The sequence below is a fragment of the Desertibaculum subflavum genome, from assembly GCA_003576705.1.
GTDB classification, from domain to species: domain Bacteria; phylum Pseudomonadota; class Alphaproteobacteria; order Ferrovibrionales; family Ferrovibrionaceae; genus Desertibaculum; species Desertibaculum subflavum.
The window spans coordinates 24,600-48,675 of record QOZS01000001.1; the positions used below are offsets into that span (position 1 = coordinate 24,600).

Annotated in this window: 26 protein-coding genes and 1 pseudogene; 18 read left to right on the forward strand and 9 right to left on the reverse strand. The window is 68.6% G+C overall.

What is annotated here, in order from left to right; genetic code table 11:
- The first annotated feature begins 41 nt into the window (after positions 1-41).
- The gene (locus tag DT074_RS00130; RefSeq protein ID WP_119417766.1) at positions 42-1,601 is read left to right on the forward strand and encodes an acyl-CoA carboxylase subunit beta; all 1,560 of its coding nucleotides are present in this window, start codon (positions 42-44) and stop codon (positions 1,599-1,601) included.
- Here DT074_RS00130 and DT074_RS00135 read toward each other — a convergent pair.
- Positions 1,598-3,187 (reverse strand): class I adenylate-forming enzyme family protein, encoded by a 1,590-nt coding sequence (locus tag DT074_RS00135; protein ID WP_119417767.1) that lies wholly within the window; start codon positions 3,185-3,187, stop codon positions 1,598-1,600. The genes DT074_RS00130 and DT074_RS00135 overlap by 4 nt on opposite strands.
- Before the next feature lie 106 nt (positions 3,188-3,293).
- Here DT074_RS00135 and DT074_RS00140 point away from each other — a divergent pair, with 106 nt between their 5' ends.
- On the forward strand, positions 3,294-4,595 hold the full coding sequence (locus DT074_RS00140) for an LLM class flavin-dependent oxidoreductase (protein WP_119417768.1): 1,302 nt from the start codon (positions 3,294-3,296) through the stop codon (positions 4,593-4,595).
- 25 nt (positions 4,596-4,620) lie between these two features.
- Positions 4,621-5,226 (forward strand): pyridoxamine 5'-phosphate oxidase family protein, encoded by a 606-nt coding sequence (locus DT074_RS00145; RefSeq protein WP_119417769.1) that lies wholly within the window; start codon positions 4,621-4,623, stop codon positions 5,224-5,226.
- Here the strand turns inward: DT074_RS00145 and DT074_RS27865 are convergent.
- A complete protein-coding gene (locus tag DT074_RS27865) occupies positions 5,183-5,509 on the reverse strand; it encodes a hypothetical protein (protein WP_162914508.1) in 327 nt (108 codons plus the stop codon). The two genes, DT074_RS00145 and DT074_RS27865, sit on opposite strands and share 44 nt — an antisense overlap.
- Here DT074_RS27865 and DT074_RS00155 point away from each other — a divergent pair.
- The gene (locus DT074_RS00155; protein WP_119417771.1) at positions 5,508-5,705 is read left to right on the forward strand and encodes a hypothetical protein; all 198 of its coding nucleotides are present in this window, start codon (positions 5,508-5,510) and stop codon (positions 5,703-5,705) included. The two genes, DT074_RS27865 and DT074_RS00155, sit on opposite strands and share 2 nt — an antisense overlap.
- A gap of 24 nt (positions 5,706-5,729) precedes the next feature.
- Here DT074_RS00155 and DT074_RS00160 read toward each other — a convergent pair whose 3' ends face one another.
- Together DT074_RS00160 and DT074_RS00165 are read right to left on the reverse strand one after the other, a co-directional pair.
- Positions 5,730-6,596, reverse strand: coding sequence for a hypothetical protein (locus DT074_RS00160; RefSeq protein ID WP_119417772.1), 867 nt, complete (start codon positions 6,594-6,596; stop codon positions 5,730-5,732).
- Between the two features lie 76 nt (positions 6,597-6,672).
- Positions 6,673-7,440 carry a hypothetical protein gene (locus DT074_RS00165; RefSeq protein WP_119417773.1) on the reverse strand — a complete coding sequence of 256 codons (768 nt, stop codon included), beginning with the start codon at positions 7,438-7,440 and terminating at the stop codon, positions 6,673-6,675.
- A gap of 178 nt (positions 7,441-7,618) precedes the next feature.
- Between DT074_RS00165 and DT074_RS00170 the strand changes: the two genes are divergently transcribed.
- On the forward strand, positions 7,619-8,179 hold the full coding sequence (locus DT074_RS00170) for a carbonic anhydrase (RefSeq protein ID WP_119417774.1): 561 nt from the start codon (positions 7,619-7,621) through the stop codon (positions 8,177-8,179).
- Here the strand turns inward: DT074_RS00170 and DT074_RS00175 are convergent.
- Positions 8,176-9,291: a mandelate racemase/muconate lactonizing enzyme family protein gene (locus DT074_RS00175; protein WP_119417775.1), complete on the reverse strand. Its 1,116-nt coding sequence runs from the start codon at positions 9,289-9,291 to the stop codon at positions 8,176-8,178. The genes DT074_RS00170 and DT074_RS00175 overlap by 4 nt on opposite strands.
- Before the next feature lie 56 nt (positions 9,292-9,347).
- On the reverse strand, positions 9,348-9,923 hold the full coding sequence (locus DT074_RS00180) for a GNAT family N-acetyltransferase (protein WP_162914512.1): 576 nt from the start codon (positions 9,921-9,923) through the stop codon (positions 9,348-9,350).
- A 113-nt stretch (positions 9,924-10,036) separates the two neighbouring features.
- Between DT074_RS00180 and DT074_RS00185 the strand changes: the two genes are divergently transcribed.
- Both DT074_RS00185 and DT074_RS00190 read left to right on the forward strand, forming a co-directional pair.
- Positions 10,037-10,903: a DMT family transporter gene (locus tag DT074_RS00185; protein WP_162914513.1), complete on the forward strand. Its 867-nt coding sequence runs from the start codon at positions 10,037-10,039 to the stop codon at positions 10,901-10,903.
- Between the two features lie 19 nt (positions 10,904-10,922).
- Complete coding sequence (locus tag DT074_RS00190) at positions 10,923-11,309, forward strand: MAPEG family protein (RefSeq protein ID WP_119417777.1); 387 nt, start codon at positions 10,923-10,925, stop codon at positions 11,307-11,309.
- 16 nt (positions 11,310-11,325) lie between these two features.
- Here the strand turns inward: DT074_RS00190 and DT074_RS00195 are convergent, their stop codons facing one another.
- Together DT074_RS00195 and mutM are read right to left on the reverse strand one after the other, a co-directional pair.
- A complete protein-coding gene (locus DT074_RS00195) occupies positions 11,326-11,847 on the reverse strand; it encodes a GNAT family N-acetyltransferase (protein ID WP_119417778.1) in 522 nt (173 codons plus the stop codon).
- A 7-nt stretch (positions 11,848-11,854) separates the two neighbouring features.
- The gene (mutM, locus tag DT074_RS00200) at positions 11,855-12,688 is read right to left on the reverse strand and encodes a bifunctional DNA-formamidopyrimidine glycosylase/DNA-(apurinic or apyrimidinic site) lyase (protein ID WP_119417779.1); all 834 of its coding nucleotides are present in this window, start codon (positions 12,686-12,688) and stop codon (positions 11,855-11,857) included.
- Positions 12,689-12,793: 105 nt separating this feature from the next.
- Between mutM and DT074_RS00205 the strand changes: the two genes are divergently transcribed.
- The 8 genes from DT074_RS00205 to DT074_RS00240 all read left to right on the forward strand — a co-directional run bounded on the left by DT074_RS00205 (position 12,794) and on the right by DT074_RS00240 (position 20,474).
- Entirely contained in the window at positions 12,794-13,549 is a 756-nt protein-coding gene (locus DT074_RS00205) for a class I SAM-dependent methyltransferase (protein WP_119417780.1), read from the forward strand.
- Positions 13,550-13,552: 3 nt separating this feature from the next.
- Positions 13,553-15,049, forward strand: a complete 1,497-nt coding sequence (gene ubiB / locus DT074_RS00210) for a 2-polyprenylphenol 6-hydroxylase (RefSeq protein ID WP_119417781.1) — start codon at positions 13,553-13,555, stop codon at positions 15,047-15,049.
- Positions 15,050-15,078: 29 nt separating this feature from the next.
- The gene (locus DT074_RS00215; protein ID WP_119417782.1) at positions 15,079-16,458 is read left to right on the forward strand and encodes a CoA transferase; all 1,380 of its coding nucleotides are present in this window, start codon (positions 15,079-15,081) and stop codon (positions 16,456-16,458) included.
- Positions 16,459-16,520: 62 nt separating this feature from the next.
- The gene (gene coaBC / locus DT074_RS00220; RefSeq protein ID WP_119417783.1) at positions 16,521-17,744 is read left to right on the forward strand and encodes a bifunctional phosphopantothenoylcysteine decarboxylase/phosphopantothenate--cysteine ligase CoaBC; all 1,224 of its coding nucleotides are present in this window, start codon (positions 16,521-16,523) and stop codon (positions 17,742-17,744) included.
- Positions 17,741-18,196 (forward strand): dUTP diphosphatase, encoded by a 456-nt coding sequence (gene dut, locus DT074_RS00225; RefSeq protein ID WP_119417784.1) that lies wholly within the window; start codon positions 17,741-17,743, stop codon positions 18,194-18,196. Before coaBC ends, dut begins: the two co-directional genes overlap by 4 nt.
- A gap of 6 nt (positions 18,197-18,202) precedes the next feature.
- Positions 18,203-18,661, forward strand: coding sequence for an RrF2 family transcriptional regulator (locus DT074_RS00230; RefSeq protein ID WP_119417785.1), 459 nt, complete (start codon positions 18,203-18,205; stop codon positions 18,659-18,661).
- Between the two features lie 18 nt (positions 18,662-18,679).
- Positions 18,680-19,657, forward strand: a complete 978-nt coding sequence (gene cysK, locus DT074_RS00235) for a cysteine synthase A (protein WP_119417786.1) — start codon at positions 18,680-18,682, stop codon at positions 19,655-19,657.
- Positions 19,658-19,667: 10 nt separating this feature from the next.
- Positions 19,668-20,474: a HesA/MoeB/ThiF family protein gene (locus DT074_RS00240; protein WP_119417787.1), complete on the forward strand. Its 807-nt coding sequence runs from the start codon at positions 19,668-19,670 to the stop codon at positions 20,472-20,474.
- Here DT074_RS00240 and DT074_RS00245 read toward each other — a convergent pair.
- Positions 20,471-21,667 carry a CaiB/BaiF CoA transferase family protein gene (locus tag DT074_RS00245; RefSeq protein WP_162914514.1) on the reverse strand — a complete coding sequence of 399 codons (1,197 nt, stop codon included), beginning with the start codon at positions 21,665-21,667 and terminating at the stop codon, positions 20,471-20,473. The two genes, DT074_RS00240 and DT074_RS00245, sit on opposite strands and share 4 nt — an antisense overlap.
- 353 nt (positions 21,668-22,020) lie before the next feature.
- On the opposite strand from DT074_RS00245, the pseudogene DT074_RS00250 reads away from it, so the two are divergent.
- From DT074_RS00250 to DT074_RS00260, 3 genes and pseudogenes are all read left to right on the forward strand, one after another.
- Positions 22,021-22,971: pseudogene (locus DT074_RS00250) on the forward strand (cache domain-containing protein); the annotation flags it as partial.
- Between the two features lie 241 nt (positions 22,972-23,212).
- Positions 23,213-23,536, forward strand: coding sequence for a hypothetical protein (locus tag DT074_RS00255; protein WP_119417789.1), 324 nt, complete (start codon positions 23,213-23,215; stop codon positions 23,534-23,536).
- Between the two features lie 212 nt (positions 23,537-23,748).
- Positions 23,749-24,066, forward strand: a complete 318-nt coding sequence (locus DT074_RS00260) for a hypothetical protein (protein WP_119417790.1) — start codon at positions 23,749-23,751, stop codon at positions 24,064-24,066.
- The last annotated feature ends 10 nt before the right edge of the window (positions 24,067-24,076 follow it).

Genomic DNA, 24,076 nt, shown 5'->3' on the forward strand with positions numbered 1-24,076 from the left:
TCGCCGTTGCTGCCGCATCAGGGGCGCAGGGAGAGAAGCGCATGAGTTGGGAAGAGGAGCGGCGGGAACTGATCCGCCGACAGGAGCTCGCGGCGGCGGGCGGCGGGGCTGAGCGGATCGCGCGCCAGCATGCCGGCGGACGGCTGACCGTGCGGGAGCGTATCGCCGCGCTGGTCGATCCCGGCAGCTTTCACGAGATCGGCGAGCTGGCCGGCACCGTGCGTTACAACGGTGCCGGCGGCATCGAGAGCTACGCGCCGACCAACTGCGTCATGGGCCGCGCGCTGATCGATGGCCGGCCGGTGGTGGTGAGCGGCGACGACTTCACGGTGCGCGGCGGCTCGGCCGACGCCACCATCTGGGAGAAGAACAAGTATCCGGAGCGCATGGCGAACGAGCTCCGGCTACCGATCGTGCGCCTGATCGAGGGGTCGGGCGGCGGCGGCTCGGTCCGCACCATCGAGACCACCGGGCGCGCCAACCTGCCGGGCGGCTTGGCCACGGATTCGGGCTACAACCTGATGGCGGCCAACTTGGCGACGGTGCCGGTCGTCGCTCTCGGGCTCGGCTCCGTCGCCGGCCTCGGCGCGGCGCGCCTTGCCGCCGCTCACTATTCGCTGATGGTGAAGGACATCTCGGCGATGTTCGTCGCCGGACCGCCGGTCGTGAGGCATGTCGGCGAGGATCTCGACAAGCAGGCGCTCGGCGGCCACGAGATTCAGACCCGCGCCGGCGCGGTCGACGATGCGGTGGAGAGCGAGGCGGAGGCCTTCGAGCGCACGCGCCGCTTCCTGTCCTACCTGCCGGATTCGACCTTCGAACTGGCGCCGCGCGGTGCGCAGGCCGACGACCCGCGACGGCGCGAGGAGGCGCTGTTCACCATTGTGCCGCGCGACACGCGCAAGACCTATCGCATGCGCGCGATCGTCGAGGCGGTGGTGGATACGGGCTCGTTCCTGGAGATCGGGCGCAATTTCGGCCGGTCGATGATCACCGGCCTCGCCCGGCTCGATGGCTGGCCGGTGGCCGTGATGGCGAGCGACCCGCGCTTTCACGCCGGCGCCTGGACAGCGGAGTCCTGCCAGAAGATCGTCCGCTTCGTCGACATGGCGGAGACCTTCCACCTGCCGATGGTCTATCTCGCCGATTGCCCGGGCTTTCTGGTCGGCAGCGAGGCAGAGCGCACCGGCACCATCCGGCACGGCGTCCGCGCCATGTCGGCGATCAACCAGTCGTCGGTGCCGTGGTGCTCCGTCATCATCCGCAACGCCTTCGGCGTGGCCGGCGGCGCGCACCGACCGGTGGGGCGCTACTCCGTGCGCTATGCCTGGCTCTCCGGGCGCTGGGGCTCGCTGCCGCTGGAAGGCGGCGTCGAGGCGGCCTATCGCGCCGAGATCGACGCGGCGCCCGACCGCGCCGCGAAGATCGCCGAGATCGAGGCGAAGCTGAACCGCCTGCGCTCGCCGTTCCGCACCGCGGAGGCCTTCTGGGTCGAGGAGATGATCGACCCGCGCGCGACCCGCCCGCTGCTCTGCGAATTTGCCAATCTCGCCGCCAAGTTGCGCCGGCCGGGCCAGGTCGCCTTCGGCATGCGCCCCTAGATCGTCCTTCCGGCCTTCTCCCAGAACGGCGCGCGCAGCTCGCGCTTCAGGATCTTGCCGATCGAGGAGCGCGGCAGCTCGCCCCGGAACTCGCCGCCGGCGAGGCGCTGCAGCTTCCCGAGCCGGTGGTTCGCCCAGGCGACGATCTGTGCCGCCGTATCCGCCGCGTCGGCGCGCCTGACGATCAGCGCATAGGGACTCTCGCCCCATTCCTCGGAAGGAATGCCGATCACCGCGACATCGGCGACGGCCGGATGCTTGAGCAGTTCGAGCTCGAGGTCGTTGGCGTAGATATTGAAGCCGCCGGAGATGATCATGTCCTTCTTGCGGTCGAGCAGCTCGAGGAAGCCGTCCTGGTCGAACCGGCCCATATCGCCCTGTCGGAAGAAGACCTGGCCGTCCTTGGCGATGTATTTGAACTCCTCGGTCTTGTCCGGCTTCTTGTAGTAACCCGACATCATCAGCGGTCCGCGGCCGATGATCTCGCCGATCTCGCCCTGCGGCAGCTCGTTGCCCTGGTCGTCGATGATGCGCATATCGGCATCCGGCGCCGGCTTGCCGACGGTGTGCAGCTTGTCCGGATGCTCGTGCGCCATCAGCACGCAGGCGGCGCCGCCTTCGGTCAGGCCGTAGATCTCCATCAGGCCGCCGGGCCAGCGCTCCAGCGCGGCCTGCTTGATGTGGGCGCGGAGCGGCGCCGAGGTGGAGAGCTTGAGCTTGAAGGCGGAGAGATCGTACTTGCCGAAATCCGCATGCTCCAGCAGGCGCTGGTACTGCACCGGGACGAGCATGGCGTGGGTGACGCGATATTTCTGCGCCAGCGTCAGGAATTCGACGACATCGAACTTGCGCATAACCACGACATGCGAGCCCCAGAAGAACGAAGGCAGCGTCGCCGCCATGGTGGTGTTGGAGTAGAGCGGCGTCGAGGCGAGCGTGACGCCGCCCGGACCGAAGCCGAGCTGGGTGAACAGCGGACCGCAGACGGTGCGCCAGCGCAGGTCGCGGTTGTGCAGAATGCCCTTCGGCACGCCGGTCGTGCCGGAGGAGTAGATGATGTTGAAGTCCCATTCCGGCTGGATCTTGCGGCTGGGCGGCGTTGCCGGCGCGCGGTCCACCAGGGCGTCGAACGCGGTCCAGCCGGGCCGCTCGAAATCGAAGGCGACGAAGCCGCCGGGAACGATCTTCTTCAGGCGGTCCTTCGCGGGCCCGGCGAGATCGTAGAACTCCTCCTCCAGGAAAAGCACCTTGCTGTCGGAATCATCGAGCATCATCTCGATCGATTCCGCCGCCGCCATGCTGGAGAGCGGCACCGCGCAGGCGCCGGCGCGCAAGGTGCCGAACAGCGCCTCGGCATAGCGGAGCGAATTGCGCCCCACCATTGCCACCTTGTCGGACGGGCCGATGCCGAGCGCGATCAACGCATTCGCCACCTGATTGAGCCGCCGGTCGAACTCGCGCCAGCTCAGCGTCCGGTCCTGATAGGTGATGCAGGGCGCATCCGGCATGACCCGAGCATGGCGGGCGATGGCATCGGCGATGTCCTCGAATTGCGGCTCGGCGGCAGCCGGCGCGGCCTGGTTCATGGCGTCCTCCCGCCCGCGACTTGACGGGCGGGCGGGTGATTCTTGCCGGCCGGCGCGGCGGAGGCAACAATGGCGGCAACGAGAAAGCCGCCAGGAGGAAGGCCCGATGAAGTTCGGTCTGCTCTACGAGCACCAGTTGCCCAGGCCGTGGACCAACGGTGCCGAGCACAGGCTGTTCCACGAGGCGCTGGCCCAGGTCGAGCTCGCCGACCGCCTGGGCATCGACTACATCTGGGAGGTCGAGCATCACTTCCTGGAGGAATACGCGCATTCCTCCGCGCCGGAGGTCTTCCTCGCCGCCTGTGCGGCGCGCACCAAGCGGATCCGCATCGGCCACGGCGTGGTGCTGGCGCCGCCCGGCTACAACCATCCCGCCCGGGTTGCCGAGCGCATCGCGACGCTGGATCTGATCGCGAGCGGCCGGGTCGACTGGGGCACCGGCGAGAGCGCGAGCCGGGTCGAGCTCGAAGGCTTCGGCATCGATCCGGAGCAGAAGAAGGCGATGTGGCGCGAGGCGGTGGAGCAGACCGCCAACATGATGGCGATGGAGCCCTATCCGGGCTTCCAGGGACAGTTCTTTTCCATGCCCTGCCGCAACGTGGTGCCGAAGCCGATGCAGGCGCCGCATCCGCCGATCTGGGTCGCCTGCTCGCGCCGTGAGACGATTCATGCCGCGGCGCGCGCCGGCATCGGCGCTCTGACCTTCGCCTTCGTCGATCCGGCCGAGGCCGGCAAGTGGGCGCACGAATACTACGAGATCATCAAGTCGAAGGAATGTGTGCCGATCGGGCACGCGGTCAACGCCAATGTGGCGATGGTGACCGGCTTCTCCTGCCATCCCGACTACGAAGAAGCGAAGCGCCGCGGTGCCGAGGGCTTCCAGTTCTTCGGCTATTCACTCGGCCACTTCTACGTCTACGGCAACCACCAGCCGGGCACGACCGATGTCTGGCAGCGCTTCGAGAAGGCCAGGCCCTCGCTGCCGGATGTGGGGCACGGCAGCGGCATCGGCACGCCGGCGCAATTGACCGAGCATCTCCGCCGCTATGAGGCGGCCGGCGTCGACCAGGTGATCTTCATCCAGCAGGGCGGCCGGAACCAACACGAGCATATCTGCGAAGCGCTGGAGCTGTTCGCGGCCGAGGTGATGCCGAAGCTGAAGGCCGGCGCGGAAGCCCGCGAAGCGAAGAAGCAGGCGGAGCTTGCGCCCTTCATCGCCAAGGCGCTCGCGCGCAAGAAGAAGATGGCGCCGATCACGAAGGATGCCATTCCCTTCGTCGCCGCTTTTGGCCGCACCGTCGTCAATGAAGGGCAGGCGGCGGAGGGCCCGACGCACCACCTGAATGCCGACATCACCGTGATGATGAACGATCCGGCGGAGCAACGTCAGGCCGCGGGCGAGGATTGACCGCAGCCAGCGAGGAGGGACGGCCATGGCCGAGACGATCATGTTCCACGATGGCAACCGGGCCCTGCAGGACGCCTTCGACAGCCGGCGGATCGCCGACCGGCTGGAGGAGAAGCTGACCCGAACGGTGTTCACGGACGGCGACAGGGCATTCATCGAGGGGGCGATCTACTTCTTCCTCGCGACGTCGGATGCGGAGGGGCGGCTCGACTGCTCGTTCAAGGGCGGCCCTGCCGGGTTCGTGCGGGTGACGGCGCCGGACGAGCTCGCCTTCCCCGACTATGACGGCAACGGCATGTTCAAGAGCCTCGGCAATATCGCCCAGCATGCCGAGGTTGGAGTCTTGTTCATCGACATGCACGAGAGGCCGCGGCGGCTGCGCGTGAATGGCCGGGCGACCGTCAGCCGCGACGATCCTTTGCTCGCGTCGACGGTCGGGGCGCAGCTGATGGTCCGGGTGAAGGTGCGGGCGATCTTTCCGAACTGCCCGCGCTACATCCCGAAGCTGCAGCTGGAGGAGCCGTCGAAATATGTGCCGGCGCCGGGCAGCGATCCGGTCGAGCCGGCCTGGAAGGGCTTCGACGACTTCAAGGATTACGTGCACCCGCGCGCGCCGACCGCGCGCGGGTGAGGTTCGCTATTTCGGCAGAGAGGACGTGCACCACGTGGCGCGGATCGAGCGGCAGGCCATAGGCTTCGGAGACGGTGCGGATCCGCGCAGCGAAATCCTTGCGCGCCGCGCGGCTTTCCAGGCCGAGCGCGATGACCGTGGATCGGTGTTGGTCGTCCACGTGCGTCGACGGCAATTGGGTCAGTGATTCGTACCCGCTTCGGCCGAGTCGATGCCAGTGCGGTCGGCCTAATCCGGATGCTTGATGGCAATGGCTCGCAGGAAGCGCGAAGCTCGCGGCCATGGACGATCTTCTCGCACGGCTCGATCTCAAGGTGCTTCGCCGACAGGCCGACGCGCTGCGAGGGCTGGGCAGCCCGGTCGGGACCAAGCTCGCCGCCTTGCTCGATCACTTCGACGACTGGCAGGAACGCGACCGCCTGGCGGCCGAGCTGATCGGCCTTCTGCCCACCGGCGGACGGTCTTTGCCGCGCCGCTGATCCGGCCCGGCCGGCCTGCGCCGTTCAGCCCCGGAATCCCGCCGCCAGCTCCGCGGCCTTGGCTTGAATCGCCGACCAGTCGGACAGCCGGTCCCGGGGAAAGCGGACCTTGACGCTCAGGCCGTCCGGCGTGTCGAAGTCGAGGTGGCAGACACCGAAGGCGGGCTGCTTTGCGCTCGGCCGGCCAAGCTCACGACAGCTGATCCATGTCCAGCGTCCTGCCGGTTGGGCCAGAAACTGGCGCTCGTTCGCCGGTCGAGACCGGTGCGGCGGGATCTGCTGCAGGCCATGGATACCGGGGATGAGGGCGAACGATCCGGGCGCCGCCTTGTAGCGCTTGGTGAACTCTGATTCGATCAGGGCACGGCCGGGCCGCAGCTTCAGGACGGCGAAGTCTGGGCAGCGCGCTTCCTTCGGCGCGCAGGCGCCGCGCCCGGTCGCGCGGGGGCGGAGATCCGGGAGCAAGGCGCTCAGCACCAGTTCGGGGTTCTGCGGGCTGCCGAGATCTTCCTTGCGTTGAACGTAGCCCTCGGGAATGCGGAATGTCGTTTCACCCAGCTTCACCGTGCGCAGGCGCGGAGGCTGTGGCTGCGCCGCCGCCGAGCCGGCGCTGGCCGTGGACTGCGGCTGCGGCTGTGGCTGTGGCTGTGGCTGTGATTGTGATTGTGGCTTCGGGCTCGGCGTGCTGCGTTCGACGACGACCACCGGATCGGCGGCGCGGAATGCCTGCACCTGGCTCTTCGCAAAGCGATAGGCCAGCACGGCGACAGCGCGAACCTCGCCGCGCAGGAGATACAGGACCGGCAGGGAAAGCAGGCCGAAGAAGGCGCAGATGGCGAGAAACCGCAGCAGCCGGCGCCGACGTCGTTGCCGAAGGTAGTATGAGTCCATCGACCGCTATTCTAGCTGCAACCCTGGTGAAAAAGGTTGCCGTTCGTCGCGGATGCCGCCGCTGCCGGGCATGCCATCAGCGCCGCCGGGCCTTCGGCGCCGGCTTCTTCGACGGCTTTCCGGCCGACGGCTTGCTTTTGGGCGACGGCTTGGCCGCCTTCGGCTTTCCGCCCTTGCCGCCAGCAACCGCCTTGACGGGCTTGGCGGCCATTCTCGGCCTGGTGTCGGGAGCGTCGGCCTCGATCGGCTCGATCGCCGTGCCGGGGATCTCGTCGGCCGCGCAAAGCCCCCAGGTTTCCAGGCGGTTCAGCCTGAGATGGCAGAACAGGGGCGGATACTGCGCATAGGGCCGTCGGGCGAACAGCTCTTTGTCGATCAGAAGGTTCACCGTCAGCACCCGGGTGTCGCTCCGGGCATCGGGATGCACCACGATGTCGGCCGCCAGCTTCAGCCCGCAGATTCCCATGCCGGTGACATTGGGGCGGAAGCCCGGCGGATGGCGCCCGAGATCGGCAAACTGCGGATTCGTCTCGTACGACAATAGAGTTTCAACGGGCTCCGCATTGAATGCATTGACAAATCGGATATGCAGACGCGATCGGAGTTGTATGTCCGGATCCTCCGCATTCTGCTTCAGCCAAGTGTATTGCGGCTGCGTCCCCTGGGCCATGCGGTCCTGATAGAGCCAGCACTCGACGCGAAAGCGCAGAACGTCGCCGACCACCTTGAAGCTGCGGGACAGCGAAACGCCCCGTTCCGGCACCGGCAGATGCGGGCCCCAGACTTCGATGGGGCCCCGGTAGCGCAAGTTGAACAGGCGGAAAGCCCTGGCCGGTGCGCGCATTCACCACCTTTTCCCCGAAGCCGTCCGCCGCGGAGGATAGCCGGATTCGCGGCTTCCGGGAGGGCGCGAAAGCTCCGGGCTGGAGCGGAACGCGTCGCGCCGCCATCGCACGCGGCAACCGGATCTTCACGCCTGGCGGGTTGCAATGCCGGGTCGCTTCTGGTCCGGAGCCATAGCCGTGCGCCATTCCCGCATCCATGCCGCATCCTGCACCTGCCATCTGACCGACCGCCGCCAGCTGCTGCGGATGACCGGCCTTGCCGCCGCCGGGGCGGCGGCTGTTGCGGCATTCGGCCTGCCGCGGCTGGCCCGCGCTGCCGGCGCGACCGAGGCCCTGCTGCTGTCCTGCATGGACTATCGGCTGATGGACGACGTCGCCCGCTACATGGACGGGCGCAAACTGACCGAGAAGTACGATCACGTGATCCTGGCGGGGGCCTCGATCGGTGTGACCAACGAGAAATATCCGGCCTGGGGCCAGACCTTCTGGGACCATGTCGGTGTGGCGGCGCAGCTGCATCACATCAAGAAGGTGATCGTGATGGATCACCGCGATTGCGGCGCCTACAAGCTGTTCCTCGGACCGGAGCACGCCAAGGACCGGGCCGTCGAGACGGCAGCGCATGGCCGCGAGGCGGCCAAGCTCAAGACCGCGATCAAGGCCAAGCATCCCGACCTTGAGGTCGAGCTGCTGCTGATGGCGCTCGACGGCTCGGTGGAATCGCTCGCCGGCGTCTAGGCCTTCATCCGGCTGCCGCCGATCCGGTGCTCCTTCAGGAGGTCGGGTCGGAAGACGAGACCGTGGCCGGGATGTTCCAGTGGCCGCATCTTGCCGCCGACCGGCAGCACAGGCTCGACCCAGAGATCGTCGATCCAGTCCATGTATTCCAGATAGTTGGCGTTCGGGATCGACGCCATCAGGTGCACCGTCAGCTCGTGGAAGAGATGCGGCGCCATGGCGATGCCCCAGGTATCCGCCGTCGCGGCGATCTTGCGCAGCTCGGTCAGGCCGCCGCGCATCGGATCGGGTTGCAGGATCGGTACGTTCGGCGTCGCGAAGAACGGCCTGAGATCGAAGCGGGTGAAGTGGTTCTCGCCGCCGACGATGCGGGTCTTCAGCGCCTGCGCGATACGCGCATAGCCGGCGAAGTCCTCGCACACGACCGGCTCCTCCAGCCAGTAGATGTCGCATTCGTCGAGATACTGACCGGCCTGGATCGCGGTGTCGGCGGTCCAGCCCTCGTTCACGTCGACCATGATCTCGATATTGGGGCCGAGCGCGGCGCGCATGGCGCGGACGTTCATCACGTCCTCGCGCCAGGGGCGGAGATGCGCGACCTGCATCTTGATCGCCTTCAGGCCGCGCTCGACGAAGCCTTCCGCCTTCTGGATCATCCCGTCCTTGCCGAGGCCGCGCCAGCAGCCCGAGCCATAGGCCGGAACCTCCGCCTTGGCCGCGCCCCACAGCCGGTAGAGCGGCAGACCGGCGCGCTTGCCGAGCAGGTCCCAGAGCGCGATGTCGAGGGCGGATTGCGCGAACATGGTGACGCCCATGCGGCCCAGCACATAGGTGCTGCGCCACAGGCTCTGCCAGATGCCTTCGATCTCGGTGCAGTCGCGGCCGATCACCTTCGGCGCGATCAGCTCGCGCAGGCAGGTGTCGATGGTCTCGAGCCCACCGGATAACGGCATCAGATAGCCCATGCCGGTCTGCCCGTCGCGCGTCTCGACCTCGAGCACCAGCAACTCGCGATGCGGTGTCGGCAGGAAGCCGGTCTCGGGCGGCGCGCCGGCCCAGGGCAGGCGGAGCAGGGTGGTACGAAGCTCGGCGATCGTCGTCGGCGCGGTCATGGCGTTCCTTCCCCGGACAGGCTGTGCCGCATGCTAGCCCGGCTTGGACCGGGCCGTCAGCGCCGCGTCGCCGCCTTCCAGTCGGGCGCGAGCAACGCGTACATGACCATGCTGCGGTAAGCATCGCCCACTTTGATGCGGTCGCGCAGGACACCGCTCTCGCAGGCGAAGCCCAGGCCCTCGAGCAATCGCCGGGACGGCAGGTTGCTCGGCTCCACCATCGCTTCGACGCGATGCACGTCGAAGGCAACGAAGAAGTGGTCGAGCAGCGCGACGAGCGCCTCGCGCATCAGCCCCTGGCGCCAATGCCCGCGCATCAGCAGATAGCCGATCTCGAGCCGCCGGTTCGAAGCCTCACGGTGGTGGTAGTTGACCAAGCCGATCAGTCGGTCGTCCGGCGGCTGCGTGATCGCCCAGGCGGCATGCATCTCCACGCTGGCCGCCAGCGACCAGGCGATGCGCCGGCGCGTCTCGGCGAGATCGCCGGAGGGCGCCAGGCTCCAATGCCGCATCACCTGCGGATTGGCATAGGCGTCGTGCAGAGCCTCCGCATCCTCGGCCTGCAGCGGCCGCAGGCGCAGGCGCGGTGTCTGCAATACCGGGACGACCGGCGGCGTGGCATCGATGCCCAACAGTCAAACCTCCTCGAACCCTGACTTCCTATACCGAATCGCCCGATAGAAGTGCGTCGGTCGGCAACGCCGGGGCAGAATGGGTGGCGGCCGGCGATAATGGGGGAGGAGGCGTGCTGCAGGATCCGTGGTTGCTCGCGCTTGCCGCCGCCTTCTGCTTCGGCGCCGCACTGGTGCTGACCCAGCGCGGCCTTGCCTATCTGACACCGGCGCAAGGGGCTGCCGTCAGCGTGCCGTGCTCGGCGCTGCTGCTCTGGCTGGTGGTGCCGTTCCGGCTCGATCTGGGTGGCGTCGATGCGCGTGGCTTTGCCGTCTTCGCGGCGGTCGGATTGCTGTTTCCCGCCGCGGTGACTTTGCTCACCTTCGACGCGAACCGGCGCATGGGTCCGCACGTCGCCGGCGCGCTCGGCAACCTGGCGCCGCTCTTTGCCGTTGCCGCCGCCGCGGTGATGCTGGGGGAAGCGCCGCAGCCGCGGCAGCTCCTGGGGCTCGGCGTCATCGTCGCCGGCGTGGTTCTGCTGTCGCTCGGCCGGGGCGCCCGATCGCGGGCCTGGCCGCTTTGGGTGCTGGCGCTGCCGCTGGCTGCCGCGGCGATCCGCGGCCTGATCCAGCCCGGAACCAAGCTCGGCCTCGGCTATTGGCCGAGTCCCTTTGCCGCCGTGCTGGTCGGCTACACCGTCTCGGCGGCGGTCATCCTGGGCTCGGCCCGGTTGCGCGGCGTGCCGTTCCCGGCGCCTCGGAATCGGCCCGGCCTGGCCTGGTTCGCCCTGGTCGGATTGGGCAATGCCTCAGCCGTGCTGCTGATGTACGCGGCGCTGGCGCTCGGCCCGGTCGCGCTGGTCTCGCCGCTGGTCGCGACCTACCCGCTGGTGACCTTGGCCCTGAGCCCGCTGCTGCTCGGCCGCGTGGAGATCGGGCGGCGTATCGTGATCGGCGTCGCGGCGACGGTCGGCGGCGTGATCCTGTTGCTGGCGCGGTGACGAGCGTGAGGAGCGAGCGATGACGACGGAGCTTTGGCTGCTGGCCGGCACGGTGCTGCTGGGGCTGGTGCAGATCGGGCTGGCCAGCACGGCGGCAAAGCAGGTGACCGGCATCGCCTGGTCGATCGGACCGCGCGACCGGCCGATCGAGCTGACCGGCTTGGCCGGCCGGCTCGACCGCGCGCAGCGCAACCTGATGGAAAGCCTGCCGCTCTTTGCCGTCGCGGTGATCGTGGCCCATCTCGGTGGACGGAACGGCTGGCTCACCGAGCTCGGCGCCCATCTCTATCTCTGGTCGCGCATTGCCTATGTGCCGGCCTATGCCCTGGGCGTGCCGTGGGTGCGAACGGCGTTCTGGCAGATCGGGATGATCGGGATCGTACTGATCCTGGCGGCGCTGTTCTGACGTTGCCGGGTTGCGGTCAGACCAGGGGCAGCTCCCGCCAGCCATAGGCAACCTCGGACAGCACATAGCCGTCGCGGCGCTCCTCCTGCGTCGCCACCGCAACGCCGCCGAAGCGTTCGTAGAAGCGCACCGCGCGCGCGTTGTCGCGCACGACCCACAGGCTCGCCGAAACCAATCCGCTGCGGCTCAGGTGGTTCGACATCGCCGCCATCAGGGTGCGGCCGATGCCGTGCCGCTGCGCCGCCGACAGTACGTAGAGCGCGTAGTATTCGCCGGCGAATTCGAGCGTCGGCGTGCGCTGCGGCCCGCAGGAGGCGAAGCCGACCACCTCGCCCTCGTCGTCCTCGGCGACAAACACGGCGCTGGCCGGTGCCGGCCGGTCCAGCATGGTGCGCCACATGCGCGAGCGCGCTTCGACCGAAAGCCGGGTCAGCACGAGTTCCGGCATGATCCCGGTGTAGGTCTCCCGCCAGGAGACGACATGGACCTCGCCGATCGCTTCCGCATCGGCCGGCTCCGCGGGACGGATCAGAGCCATGTGCGCATCAGCGCTGGCAGCGGCCGCAATAGAAGGTGGAGCGGCCGGATTGCACGATCCGCCTGATCTCGTGCGCGTTGCCGCAACGCAGGCAGGCCTGGCCTTCGCGGTCATAGACCTCGAAGCGGTGCTGGAAATAGCCGAGCTCGCCATCGGCCTGGACATAGTCGCGGAGCGTCGAGCCGCCGCTCTCGATCGCCGCCTGCAGCACTGATTTGATCGCCGTGACGAGCCGCTCGGCGCGTGCGCCGCCGACGCTTTGCGCGAGCCGGCGCGGGCCGATGCCGGCCCGGTAGAGCGCCTCGCAGACATAGATGTTGCCGAGGCCGGCCACGACCGTCTGGTCCAGCAGCGCGGCCTTGATCGGCGTGCGCTTGCCGGCGAGCGCGGCGGACAGCGCCGCCGCGTTGAAGGCGTCCTCCAGCGGCTCGGGGCCAAGCTCGGCCAGCAGCTTGTGCCGCGCCATCTCCGCCGCCGGCACCAGGTCGATCATGCCGAAGCGGCGCGGGTCGTGAAACGTGACGCTGATGCCGTCCTCGGTCTCCAGGATCACATGGTCGTGCGGCAGCAATGCCCGCGTCGGATCGACCGGCCGCACCCGCATGCTGCCGGTCATGCCGAGATGCGCCAGCATCAAATTGGCGTCGTCGAGCCGGACCAGGATGTATTTGGCCCGGCGGTCCACCGCCTCGACCCGGCGCCCGGTCAGGGCCTGGCCCAGGCCCGCCGGCAGGGGCCAGCGCAGATCGGGCCGCATCACGCGCACGCGGGCGATCCGCTTGCCCACGAGGGCGGGGCGCAGCCCCCGGCAGACGGTCTCCACTTCGGGCAGTTCGGGCATGGCGGCAAGCTAGCGGGCGGCGACTTGCCTGACCAGCGGCAGCAATTCCGGGTGCGGCATCTGCGCATGGATACGCGTGGGCCTCTCCGCTATGGTCCGCCGCGCATGACCGAGAGCCCCACCGACGAGGTCGATTTCGGCTTCCGCCGCGTGCCGCGCGATGCCAAGGCAGGCCTGGTACGCGAGGTGTTCGAGCGCGTCGCCGACCGCTACGACCTGATGAACGACCTGATGTCGCTCGGCCTACATCGCCGGTGGAAGGAGGCGATGCTGGACTGGCTCAACCCGCGCGGGGCGATGACGCTGCTGGACGTGGCGGGCGGCACGGGCGACATCGCCTTCCGCTTCCTCGCCCGGGCCGGCGCCACGGCGCGCGCGGTCGTATGCGACATCAACCCGGCCATGGTCGAGGTCGGGCGCGACCGCGCCATCGATCGCAGCATCCTGGATCGGATCGATTGGCTGGTCGGCAATGCCGAGGCGCTGCCGGTGGCCGATCGTTCGGTCGAGGCCTATACGATCGCCTTCGGTATCCGCAATGTCACCGACATTCCAAAAGCGCTGGCGGAGGCGCGGCGGGTGCTGAAGCCGGGCGGGCATTTTCTCTGCCTGGAGTTCGGACCGCGGCCGGATGTCGGCTTGAGCGGCCTTTACGATCTCTATTCCTTCCAGGTGCTGCCGAAGCTCGGCGAGCTGGTGACCGGCAAGGCCGAGCCCTACCAGTACCTGATCGAGAGCATCCGCCGCTTTCCGAGTGACGAGCGCTTCGCCGCCATGCTTGGCGCGGCCGGCCTGCAACGCGTGCGCCAGCGACGGCTGGCCGGCGGTGTGGTCACGCTGCACTCGGCCTGGCGCATCTGAGCCGTGCTACGCGCGCTTCGACATGCGGGCGAACTCTGGCGCATCTGGCGGACGCTGGGCCGCCACGGCGTCGAGCTGCCGCTGGAGGCGGGCGGCGTCTCCCGGCCGGCGGCAGCGCTGCTGCGCTTCCTCGCCGGCCGACCCATGGCCGGCGCGCGCCGTAAGCGGCCCGGTGCGAGGCTGGCCGGTGCGCTGGTCGAGCTGGGGCCGAGCTTCATCAAGCTCGGCCAGGCGCTCTCGGTGCGGCCGGATTTCGTCGGCGCCGATGTGGCGGAGGATCTCGGCCGCTTGCGCGACGATTTGGAACCGTTTCCCACCGCCGCGGCGATCGCGACGATAGAGGCGGAGCTCGGCCTGCCGCTCGATGCGCTGTTCGTGCATTTCGATCGCGAGCCGGTGGCGGCGGCGTCGATCGCGCAGGTGCATTTCGCCGAGACGCCTGACGGCCCGGTTGCGGTCAAGGTGCTGCGGCCGGGCGTGGAGGCGGCACTGCGCCGCGACCTTGCGCTGTTCCGCTGGCTGGCATCGAGGCTCGAGCGCCATGTGCCGGAGTTGCGCCGCCTGCGCCCGAGCGCCGTGGTGGAGACGGTTGCCGAAACCGTGGCGATGGAGATCGACCTGCGCTTCGAAGCCGCGGCGGCGGCGGAGCTCGGCGAGATGTTCGCCGAGCCGGCGGTGTACCGGGTCCCCAAAGCCGATTGGCGGCGTACCGGCCAGCGGGTGCTGACGACGGAGCGTGTCACCGGCATTCCCGTCGACGACATAGCGGCGATCGAAGCGGCCGGGCACGACCGCAAGCAGATCGCCGCGGCGGTGATTCAGAGCTTCCTGACCCAGGCGCTGGCGCATGGCTTCTTCCACGCCGATCCGCATCACGGCAACCTGTTCGTCGCGCCCGACGGTGCGCTGGTCGCGGTCGATTTCGGCATCATGGGGCGGCTCGACCGGCGGACGCGGCTCTTCATGGCGGACATGCTGGGGGCTTTCCTGCGCGGCGACTGGCGCCGCGCGGCCGAAGTGCATTTCGCCGCCGGCTACGTGCCGGCGGACCGATCCGTCGATGCCTTCGCGCTGGCCTGCCGTGCCATCGGCCAGCCGATCCTCGATCGGCCGTCGAATGAGATCTCGTTCGGCCGGCTGCTGGCACAGCTCTTCGCCATCACCGAAGCCTTCGGCATGCGCACGCAGCCGCACCTGCTGCTGCTGCAGAAGACCATGGTGACGGTGGAAGGCGTGGCCCGCACGCTCGACCCGGAGATCGACTTCTGGGCCGCGGCCCGGCCGGTGGTGGAGCCCTGGGCGCGCGACAACCTGTCGCCGGAAACGCGGCTGCTGGATGCGGCGCGCGACGGCGCGCGGCTGGTGCAGAGCCTGCCGGCCCTGATCGATCGGCTGGGCCAGCCGATGCCCGAACCGATCGTCGCGGTGACGCGCCGTCGCGACTGGCTGCCCTGGGCGATTGCGCTCGGCGCCGTGGTGCTCTGGCTGATCGATCGCTAGCCTCGGTGCGGACCAGGGAGGATGTCGAGATGCCGATGGGGGCTTTGCGGAACATCCTCAGGCAGGCTGGCACCGGTTCGCCGGAGGAGCCGATTTTCACCGGTTCGGACCCCGTGGTGCAGACGCCGTACCGCGTCGGCACGGCCGGCGCAGCGGCGCTGGCCGCCGTCGGCCTTGCCGCAAGCGATCTGTGGCAACTGCGCACCGGCCGGCGGCAGAAGATAGCCGTCAACGTGCGCGCCGCTGCCCTGTCGCTGCGCAGCTCGCGCTATCTGCGCCTCGACGGCAAGCCGTTCGACAGCCCATGGGATCCGTTGAGCGGCATCTATCCGACGCGGGACGGCCGCTTCATCTACTTCCACTGCAACTTCCCCAACCATCGCGACGCCATGCTGTCGGTACTGGGGACAGCGCCGGAGCGCGCGGCCGCGGCCGGCGCGGCCAGCCGGCGCGAGGCGGCCGAGCTGGAAGAGGCCGTGGTAGCGGCGGGCGGCGTCGGCGTGATGGTGCGCAGCGCTGCGGAATGGGCAGAGCATCCCCAGGCTGCGGCAGTTGCGGAGCTGCCGCTGCTCGAGATCGTCCGCATCGGCGACGCGCCGCGCGAGCCGCTGCCCGACGGCGACCGGCCACTCGCGGGCATCCGCGTGCTCGACCTGACGCGCGTGCTGGCGGGGCCGACCTGTGCCCGCACACTGGCCGAACACGGCGCCGATGTGCTGAAGATCGCCGGACCGCATCTGCCGCATTCCGGCTGGATCGAATACGACACCGGGCACGGCAAGCTTTCGGCGCATCTCGACCTGCGCGAGGCGGCGGGGCGCGATCGGCTCCGCGGTCTGGCCCGCGAGGCGGACGTGTTCTCGCAATCCTTCCGGCCGGGCGCTCTGGATGACCGCGGATTTTCCCCCGAGGAGCTGATGCGGCTGCGTCCCGGCATCGTCTGCGTGACGCTCAGCGCCTTCGGGCATCGCGGACCCTGGGCGGCGCGGCGCGGCTTCGACACGGTCGTGCAGGCGGTGAGCGGCATGGCGGTGCAGCAGGGCGGCAGCAAGGGGCCGCGCTTCCTGCCGGTTTCCGCCATCGATTATGTGAGCGGCTATCTGATGGCGTTCGGCGCCATGGTGGCCCTGGCCCGGCGGGCGACCGAGGGCGGCAGCTGGCTGGTCCGCGTTTCGCTCGCCCAGACCGGGCACTGGATCGCCGGGCAGGGAGTGGTCGATCCCGCCGCGCTGGCAACCGTGCCGGAGGACGCGCCCGAACCGGAGATCGCAGCGCTCTCGGTCGACACGGAGACGCCGATGGGGCGTCTGCGCCACCTCGGGCCGGCGGTGCAGCTCAGCGAGACACCCGCCCATTGGCTCCGTCCGGCCGTTCCGCTTGGATATCATCCTGCTGATTGGCCGCGATAATTTCCCTTGTTTGCGGTTCCTCGGGCGGCAATGTAGAATAATCACACTTGGAGAATGTATGAATGTCGGCAACCCTGTCGGGCAAGCGCGTATTGCTGGTCATCGCTGGCGGAATCGCGGCCTATAAGAGCCTCGACCTGATCCGCCGCCTGCGCGAGCGTGGCGCCGCCGTGCGCTGCATTCTGACCAAGTCGGGCGCCGAATTCGTGACCCCGCTCAGCGTCTCGGCGCTGTCCGGCGACAAGGTCTATGGCGAACTGTTCTCGCTGACCGACGAGGCCGAGATGGGCCATATCCAGCTGTCGCGCGATGCCGATCTGCTGGTCGTCGCGCCGGCCACTGCCGACATCCTGGCGCGAATGGCGGGCGGCCTCGCGCATGACCTTGCCACCACGGCGCTGCTCGCCACCGATAAGCCGGTCCTGGCCGCGCCGGCGATGAACGTGCGGATGTGGAATCATCCGGCGACGCAGCGGAACCTGTCGCGGCTCAAGGCGGACGGTGTCCGCTTCGTCGGCCCGAACGACGGCGACATGGCCTGCGGCGAATACGGGCCGGGGCGGATGGCGGAGCCGCTCGAGATCGTCGCCGCGATCGAAGCCTTTTTCGGCGGTGCCGAACTGCCGCTGAAAGGCGTCAAGGCGCTGGTCACCTCGGGGCCGACGCACGAGGTGATCGACCCGGTGCGCTATATCGCCAACCGCTCTTCGGGCAAGCAGGGGCACGCGATCGCCGCGGCGCTCGTGCGGCTCGGGGCGGACACGGTGCTGGTCTCCGGCCCGACGCACGAGCCGGACCCCGCCGGCGCCCGCATCGTGCGGGTGGAATCCGCGCGTGACATGCTGGCGGCCTGCGAAGCTGCGTTGCCGTTCGATGTCGCGGTGTGCGCGGCCGCTGTCGCCGATTGGCGCGTGGCCACCGAAGCGGCGCAGAAGCTGAAGAAGCAGGACGGCAAGCCGCTGCCCACGCTCGCGCTCGCGGAGAACCCGGACATCCTCGCGAGCTTGTCGAAGCGCAAGAAGCAGCGGCCGCGTCTCGTCATCGGCTTCGCGGCGGAGACCGAGAAGCTGCAGGAGAACGCCAAGGCCAAGCGCGCGCGCAAAGGCTGCGACTGGATCGTGGCGAACGATGTGAGCCCCGGCACCGGCACCTTTGGCGGCGCGCGCAACACCGTGCATCTGCTGGCGGGCGAGAGCTTCGAGGATTGGCCGACCGCCTCGAAGGACGAGATAGCCGAACGCCTGGCGCGGCGCATCGCCGAGGCGTTGAACGGGAGCGGGCAATGAGCAAGGCCGTGGTCGAGATCAAGCGCCTTGCGCATGCGGCCGACCTGCCGCTGCCGGCCTATGCGACGGAGGGCGCCGCAGGTTTCGATCTGGCCGCCGCTGTCGCGACGCCGGTGACGCTGGCGCCCGGCGCCCGCGCCCTCGTGCCGACCGGCTTCGCCATGGCGCTGCCGCCGGGCTTCGAGGCGCAGGTCCGGCCGCGGTCGGGCCTTGCCGCCAAGCACGGTGTCACGGTGCTGAACTCCCCCGGCACGATCGACAGCGATTATCGCGGCGAGGTCGCCGTGATCCTGGTCAATCTGGGCGAGGCGGCCTTCGTGGTGGAGCGCGGCATGCGCATTGCCCAGGCGGTGGTGGCGCCGGTCACCCACGCCCGTCTGGTGGAAGCCGATGCGCTCACCGAGACCGCCCGCGGCGCCGGTGGCTTCGGCTCGACCGGAACCAAGAGCTGAGACGATATGCTCCGATTGCCTCGCCGCACCCTGTTCGCCCTCGAGGCGGTGGTTGACATCGCTTACAACGCTCGGCCCGATCCGGTGCAGGCGAAGGAGATCACCCGTCGACAAGGCATTCCGCCGCGCTATCTGGAACAGGTGATGCAGCAGCTGGTGCGGGCCGGAATCCTGAAAGGCGTGCGGGGGCCCCGCGGCGGCTATACGCTGGCGCGGGAGCGGCGGCGGATCTCGGTCGGGGAGGTGATCCGCGCGATCGAGGGCTTCGAAGATCCGGAGAACGGCGAGGAAGCGGCGGAGCCTGGCTCGCCGATCGGCATCAAGGTGGTGCGGCCGCTACTGGACGACCTCAGAGCTGAGCTCGAGAAGCGGCTCGACCATACCACGCTCGAGGATCTCTGCTCGACCGCGCAGCTGAGCGACGTGCCGCTGGTGGCACAGCCCCGGGCCGATTTCACCATCTGATTTCGGGAGGAAACGTCAATGAACGATGCCGCCACGCTGACCGCCCGCCGCGCCGCACCGCGCGGCCGGATCTATGACTCGATCGTCGACACCATCGGCTCGACGCCGCTCGTGCGCCTGAACCGCATCGCCAAGGAGGCGGGTGCCAAGGGCGAGGTTCTGGCCAAGCTCGAATTCTTCAATCCGCTGGCGAGCGTCAAGGACCGCATCGGAGTCTCGATGATCGAGGCGCTGGAAGCTTCCGGCAAACTCAAGCCCGGCGCGACCTTGATCGAGCCGACTTCGGGCAATACCGGCATCGGCCTTGCTTTCGTCGCCGCCGCCAAAGGCTATCGCCTGATCCTGGTGATGCCGGAGACGATGTCGATCGAGCGACGCAAGATGCTCAAGATTCTCGGCGCCGAACTCGACCTGACGCCGAAGGAGGGCGGCATGGACGGCGCCGTCAAGCGCGCCGAGCAGCTGCTCAAGGAGATCCCGGGCGCCATCATCCCGCAGCAGTTCGAGAATCCGGCCAATCCGGCGATCCACCGCGCCACCACGGCGGAGGAGATCTGGGTCGATACCGACGGCGGCGTCGACGTACTCGTCTCAGGCATCGGCACTGGCGGCACCATCACCGGCGTCGGCCAGGTGCTGAAGAGCCGCAAGCCCTCGGTCCACGTCGTGGCGGTGGAGCCGGAGGACAGCCCGCTGCTCTCCAAGGGCAAGGCGGGTCCGCACAAGATCCAGGGCATCGGCGCGAATTTCGTGCCGGGTATCCTGGACCGCAAGGTGATCGACGAGATCCTGACCATCGGCAACGAGACGGCGTTCGAGACGGCGCGCCAGGTGGCCCGGCTCGACGGCATTCCGGTCGGCATCTCCTCCGGTGCGGCGATCGCGGCGGCGCTGGAAGTGGCGCAGCGGCCGGCGATGGCGGGCAAGAAGATCGTGACCATCATCCCCTCCTTCGCCGAGCGCTATCTCTCGACGCCGCTATTCGACGGGCTCTGACCCTCGGGCGATGCCACTCTCCGATTCCGAGCTCGACCGCTATGCCCGTCACATCGTGCTGCGCGAGGTGGGCGGCGCCGGCCAGCAGAAGCTGAAATCGTCCCGGGTGCTGGTGGTGGGTGCGGGCGGACTCGGCTCGCCGCTCGCGCTCTACCTCGCCGCCGCCGGCGTCGGCACCTTGCACCTGGTCGACGACGACACCGTCTCGCTCTCCAACCTGCAACGCCAGATCGCCCACACCACGGCGCGGGTGGGCGAGCGGAAGACGGCCTCGGCGGCCGCGCAGCTCCGCGCGATCAATCCGGAAGTCACGATCGTCGAGCATGCGACGCGCATCACTGCGGGCAATGCGCGCGAGCTGATCGGCGCCGTCGATCTGGTCGCCGACGGCAGCGACAATTTCGACACCCGGTTCCTGATCAACGATGCCTGTCACCTCTACGGCAAGCCGCTGGTCTCGGCTGCCGTCGTGCAGTTCGATGGCCAGCTCTCGACCTTCAAGTCGCATATCAGAGGGACAGAGGGCGGCGGCGGGCATCCCTGCTACCGCTGCCTCTACCGCGAGCCGCCGCCCCCGGATTCGCGGCCGAACTGCGCCGAGGCCGGCATCCTCGGCGCCGTCGCCGGCGTGATGGGCACCCTGCAGGCGACCGAGGTGCTGAAGGAGTTGATCGGCATCGGCGACAGCCTGTCGGGCCGGCTCCTGATCTACGACGCGCTTTCGACCGCGGTCCGCACCGTGCGCCTGAAACCCGATCCCGCCTGCCCGCTCTGCGGCCCGCAGGCGACGATCAAGGACCTTTCAGGCCACGCCTAGGCGACCACCGCCGCTTCGCGCAGCGCGGCGATCTCACGCTCGTCCAGTGCAAGCCAGTCCTTAAGCACGGCCGCCGTGTGCTCGCCGAGTGTGGGCACTCGACCGCCTTCGACCGCCGGCGTGACGGAAAGCTCGATCGGATGTGCGGCGACGGGGACGCGCCCCGCCACAGGATGCTCGATTTCGACGATGCGGCGACGGGCTTGCATCTGCTCGCTGCGGGCGAGTTCTGCCACCGTCGTAACCTTGGAGGAGGGAATTCCCGCCGCCTGCAGCACGGCCAGGACCTCGGTCAGCGGCGTGCGCGCCACCCAATCCGCGGTGATCGCCTCGACTTCGGCGCCGTTCTGCATGCGGGGCAGGGTGGTCGCGAATCTGGGATCCTCGATCAGGTCGGATCGGCCCATTGCGGGCGCGAGGCGGTTGAACTGATCGTCGGTCACCGTCATCAGGTGTACCCATTGCCCATCCGCGGTACGGAAGCTGTTCGACGGCGCAATCAGCCGGTCGCGGTTGCCGTGCCGGGTCGGCTCGCGGTCGAACAGCAGCGTCTCCGGGATCGCGGTCATCAGCATGGAGGCCATGCCGTCGAGCAGCGAGGCATGCACCTCCTGGCCGCGCCCCGTGCGCTCGCGTGCCTGCAAGGCGATCATGGCGCCGAGCATGGCGTGCAGCGCCGTCGTGTAGTCGATCACGATGGTGCCGACCATGGTGGGCGGTCCGTCGGGCGATCCGGTCAGGTCCATCAGCCCGCTCGCGGCTTGTGCGATCGCGTCATAGGCGGGCCGCTCCGCCCAAGGTCCGGTCTGGCCGAAGCCCGAGATGCGAACCAGGATCAGCCGCGGGTTGGGTGCCGCGAGGCTGGCGTAGTCGAGACCCATAGCTTCGAGCGTGCCGGGCTTGAAGTTCTCCACCATGATGTCGGCCTTGGCCGCGAGGTCCTTGAGCAGTGCTATGCCTTCGGCCTTCCGCAGGTCGAGCGCGAGGCTGCGCTTGTTGCGGTTCACCGTCATGGCGAACAGGCTGTCCGGCGGACCCAGATGGCGGTCGATGCCACGGGCCGGGTCGCCGCGGTCGGGGGGCTCCACCTTCACCACGTCGGCGCCGTGATCGCCGAGCAGCATGGTGCCGTGCGGTCCTGCCACGTAACGCGACAAGTCGAGCACGCGTAGACCTTCCAACGCCCGTTTCATGCATTTCTCCGAGTGTTCTGCCCAATAATACGTCAGGTGAACAAAAGACGTGCAGTCGCGTGCGATCTGCATTTCTTTTTCGCGTGAAGATTTTATCAAGGGATGTGGTGAATTCTGCTCGCCCGTGATGGCCGATCACGTGCGCACGAGCGGCTGTCACGTTCCGCCCATTGTCGGATCGACCACCGACTGCGCCGAGACCGCCGATGAATGCCCTGGCCGAAGAGAGCAAGATGCGCGATCGCCGCGAGGCCGCGTCGACCGATAGCGAGAACGCCTCGCCCGAGCGGGTGCTGGAGCTTGCCGACGCCGCCGGACGCATCGCTGCCGAAAAGGGCCGCGCCATCCAGGGCATCACCGGCCAGACCAAGATCTTGGCGCTGAACGCTACCATCGAGGCGGCCCGCGCCGGCGAGGCCGGCAAGGGCTTCGCCGTCGTCGCCTCCGAGGTGAAGAACGTCTCGCTCGAAGTGGAGCGCCTCGCCCGCGAGATGCAGAGCGGGCTCGCCGGCGCCTTCGAGCAGCTCCGCACCGTCGGCGAGCGCATGATCGTGCAGACCCGCGGCCAGCGCCTGCAGGACCTCTGCCTCAACGCTATCGAGATCATCGACCGCAACCTCTATGAGCGCACCTGCGACGTGCGTTGGTGGGCCACCGATTCCGCCGTGGTCGACGCATTGGCCGAGCCGACTCCGGAGCGCATTGCCTTTGCCGAGAAGCGGCTCGGCGTCATCCTCGGTGCCTATACCGTCTATCTCGATCTCTGGCTCTGCGACACCAAGGGCAAGGTGGTGGCACATGGCCGGCCCGACCGCTATCCGGGCCTGCGCGGCCTCGACGTCTCGTCGGAAGGCTGGTTCCAGCAGGCCATGGCGGCGGCAAGCGGCGACGACTACACGGTGGCCGATGCCAATACCTGCGGCGCGCTGGGCAACGCGCCGGTCGCGACCTATGCCGCCGCGGTGCGCGAAGGCGGCGAGATGCACGGCCGCGTGCAGGGCGCGCTGGGCATTCATTTCGACTGGGGCCCACAGGCCGAGGCCGTGGTCAAGGGCGTGCGGCTGACCGAGGAGGAAAAGTCGCACTCGCGCGTCCTGCTGCTCGACGCACAGCGCCGGATCATCGCCGCCTCCGACGGGCGCGGCGTCTTCAACGAGACCTTTCCGATCGAGACGCAAGGCCGGCATACCGGCAGCTATACCGATTCCCAGGGCGCGACTGTCGCCTTCCACTTGACGCCCGGCTACGAGACCTATCGCGGCCTCGGCTGGTACGGCTGTATCGTCCAGGCCGCGCGGCGGTAGCGCCGGGCTGCGGCTGCTCGTCGCGCCCGTTTCGGCCGGCATCACCGTTGAACGGAAGGGGCTTTTTCAGTCGCCCGGCAAGGCCGGACTGTCTGAGCAGCGCCCTCCGCCGCAATCGCGGCCGAATGCGCGATGCTCAAGAGCGGCTGCGTGGCGAGGCAGGGAAGGGGTAGATTGCGTCACGCGAATCGGGAGCGTGCCGGCAAACCTGCATTGCCGCATCCCGAGGCAGGGAAGCCAAATGATCACGGAATGGCGCAAGCTGACCTTCTCGACCGACGAGCTGGCGGCGGCCATCACCACTTACCTGCTGGCCACGCGCGGCATGGCCAAGGATGACCGGCTTGGCGGCGTCGCCATCACCGATCCGCACAACGTCGCGGTAACCGTCACCATCTATCCGGCGGTGAGCGGCGAGCCGAGCTCGGTCGAGCTCAAGGCGGAGGCGCTGGCGGCGCTGATGGTCGCCCATTGCATACGCACGCGGACGCCGCTGCCGCGGCGCGCCACCAAGTCGATCGTGGTGGACGACGACCGCGTCGCCCTCGTCCTGTCGATGGCCTGACGCGGGGTCTCCGCCGCACGCGAGGGGCCGCCCGGACGGTGGTCCCGCCACAGGGGCGCATGGCAGCATTTCAAAAATCAGCCACCAAATGTCGAGAAACTGCAACCATTGTTTATACTGAATGGGGAGCGTAGCGAATCGTTCGTGAGTACAACATTTGTGGCGCCGGGGGTCCGGATTCTCGGACGGAAAAGGAAGGAACCGGAGGGGCAATGATTAGCGAGTTGCGCAAACTCACCTTCTCGATGAATGAGTTGTCGGCGGCCGTTCAGGCCTATCTGCAGGCGACCCGGGGCGTAAAGAAGGAGGATCGGATCGCCGAGCTGGCGATCCGCGACACGAACGGCACCCTGGCGGTGACGATCTATATGGCCGCCCGTGGGGAGCCCACCACCATCGAGCTCAAGCCGGAGGCCGTGGCCGCCCTGATGGTGGCGCATTGCATCCGCACCAAGACGCCGCTACCCCGCCGGGCGACCAAGGCGATCGCGGTCGACGAGGATCGGCTGTCGCTCGTGCTCACCATGTGAGCGGCACCGG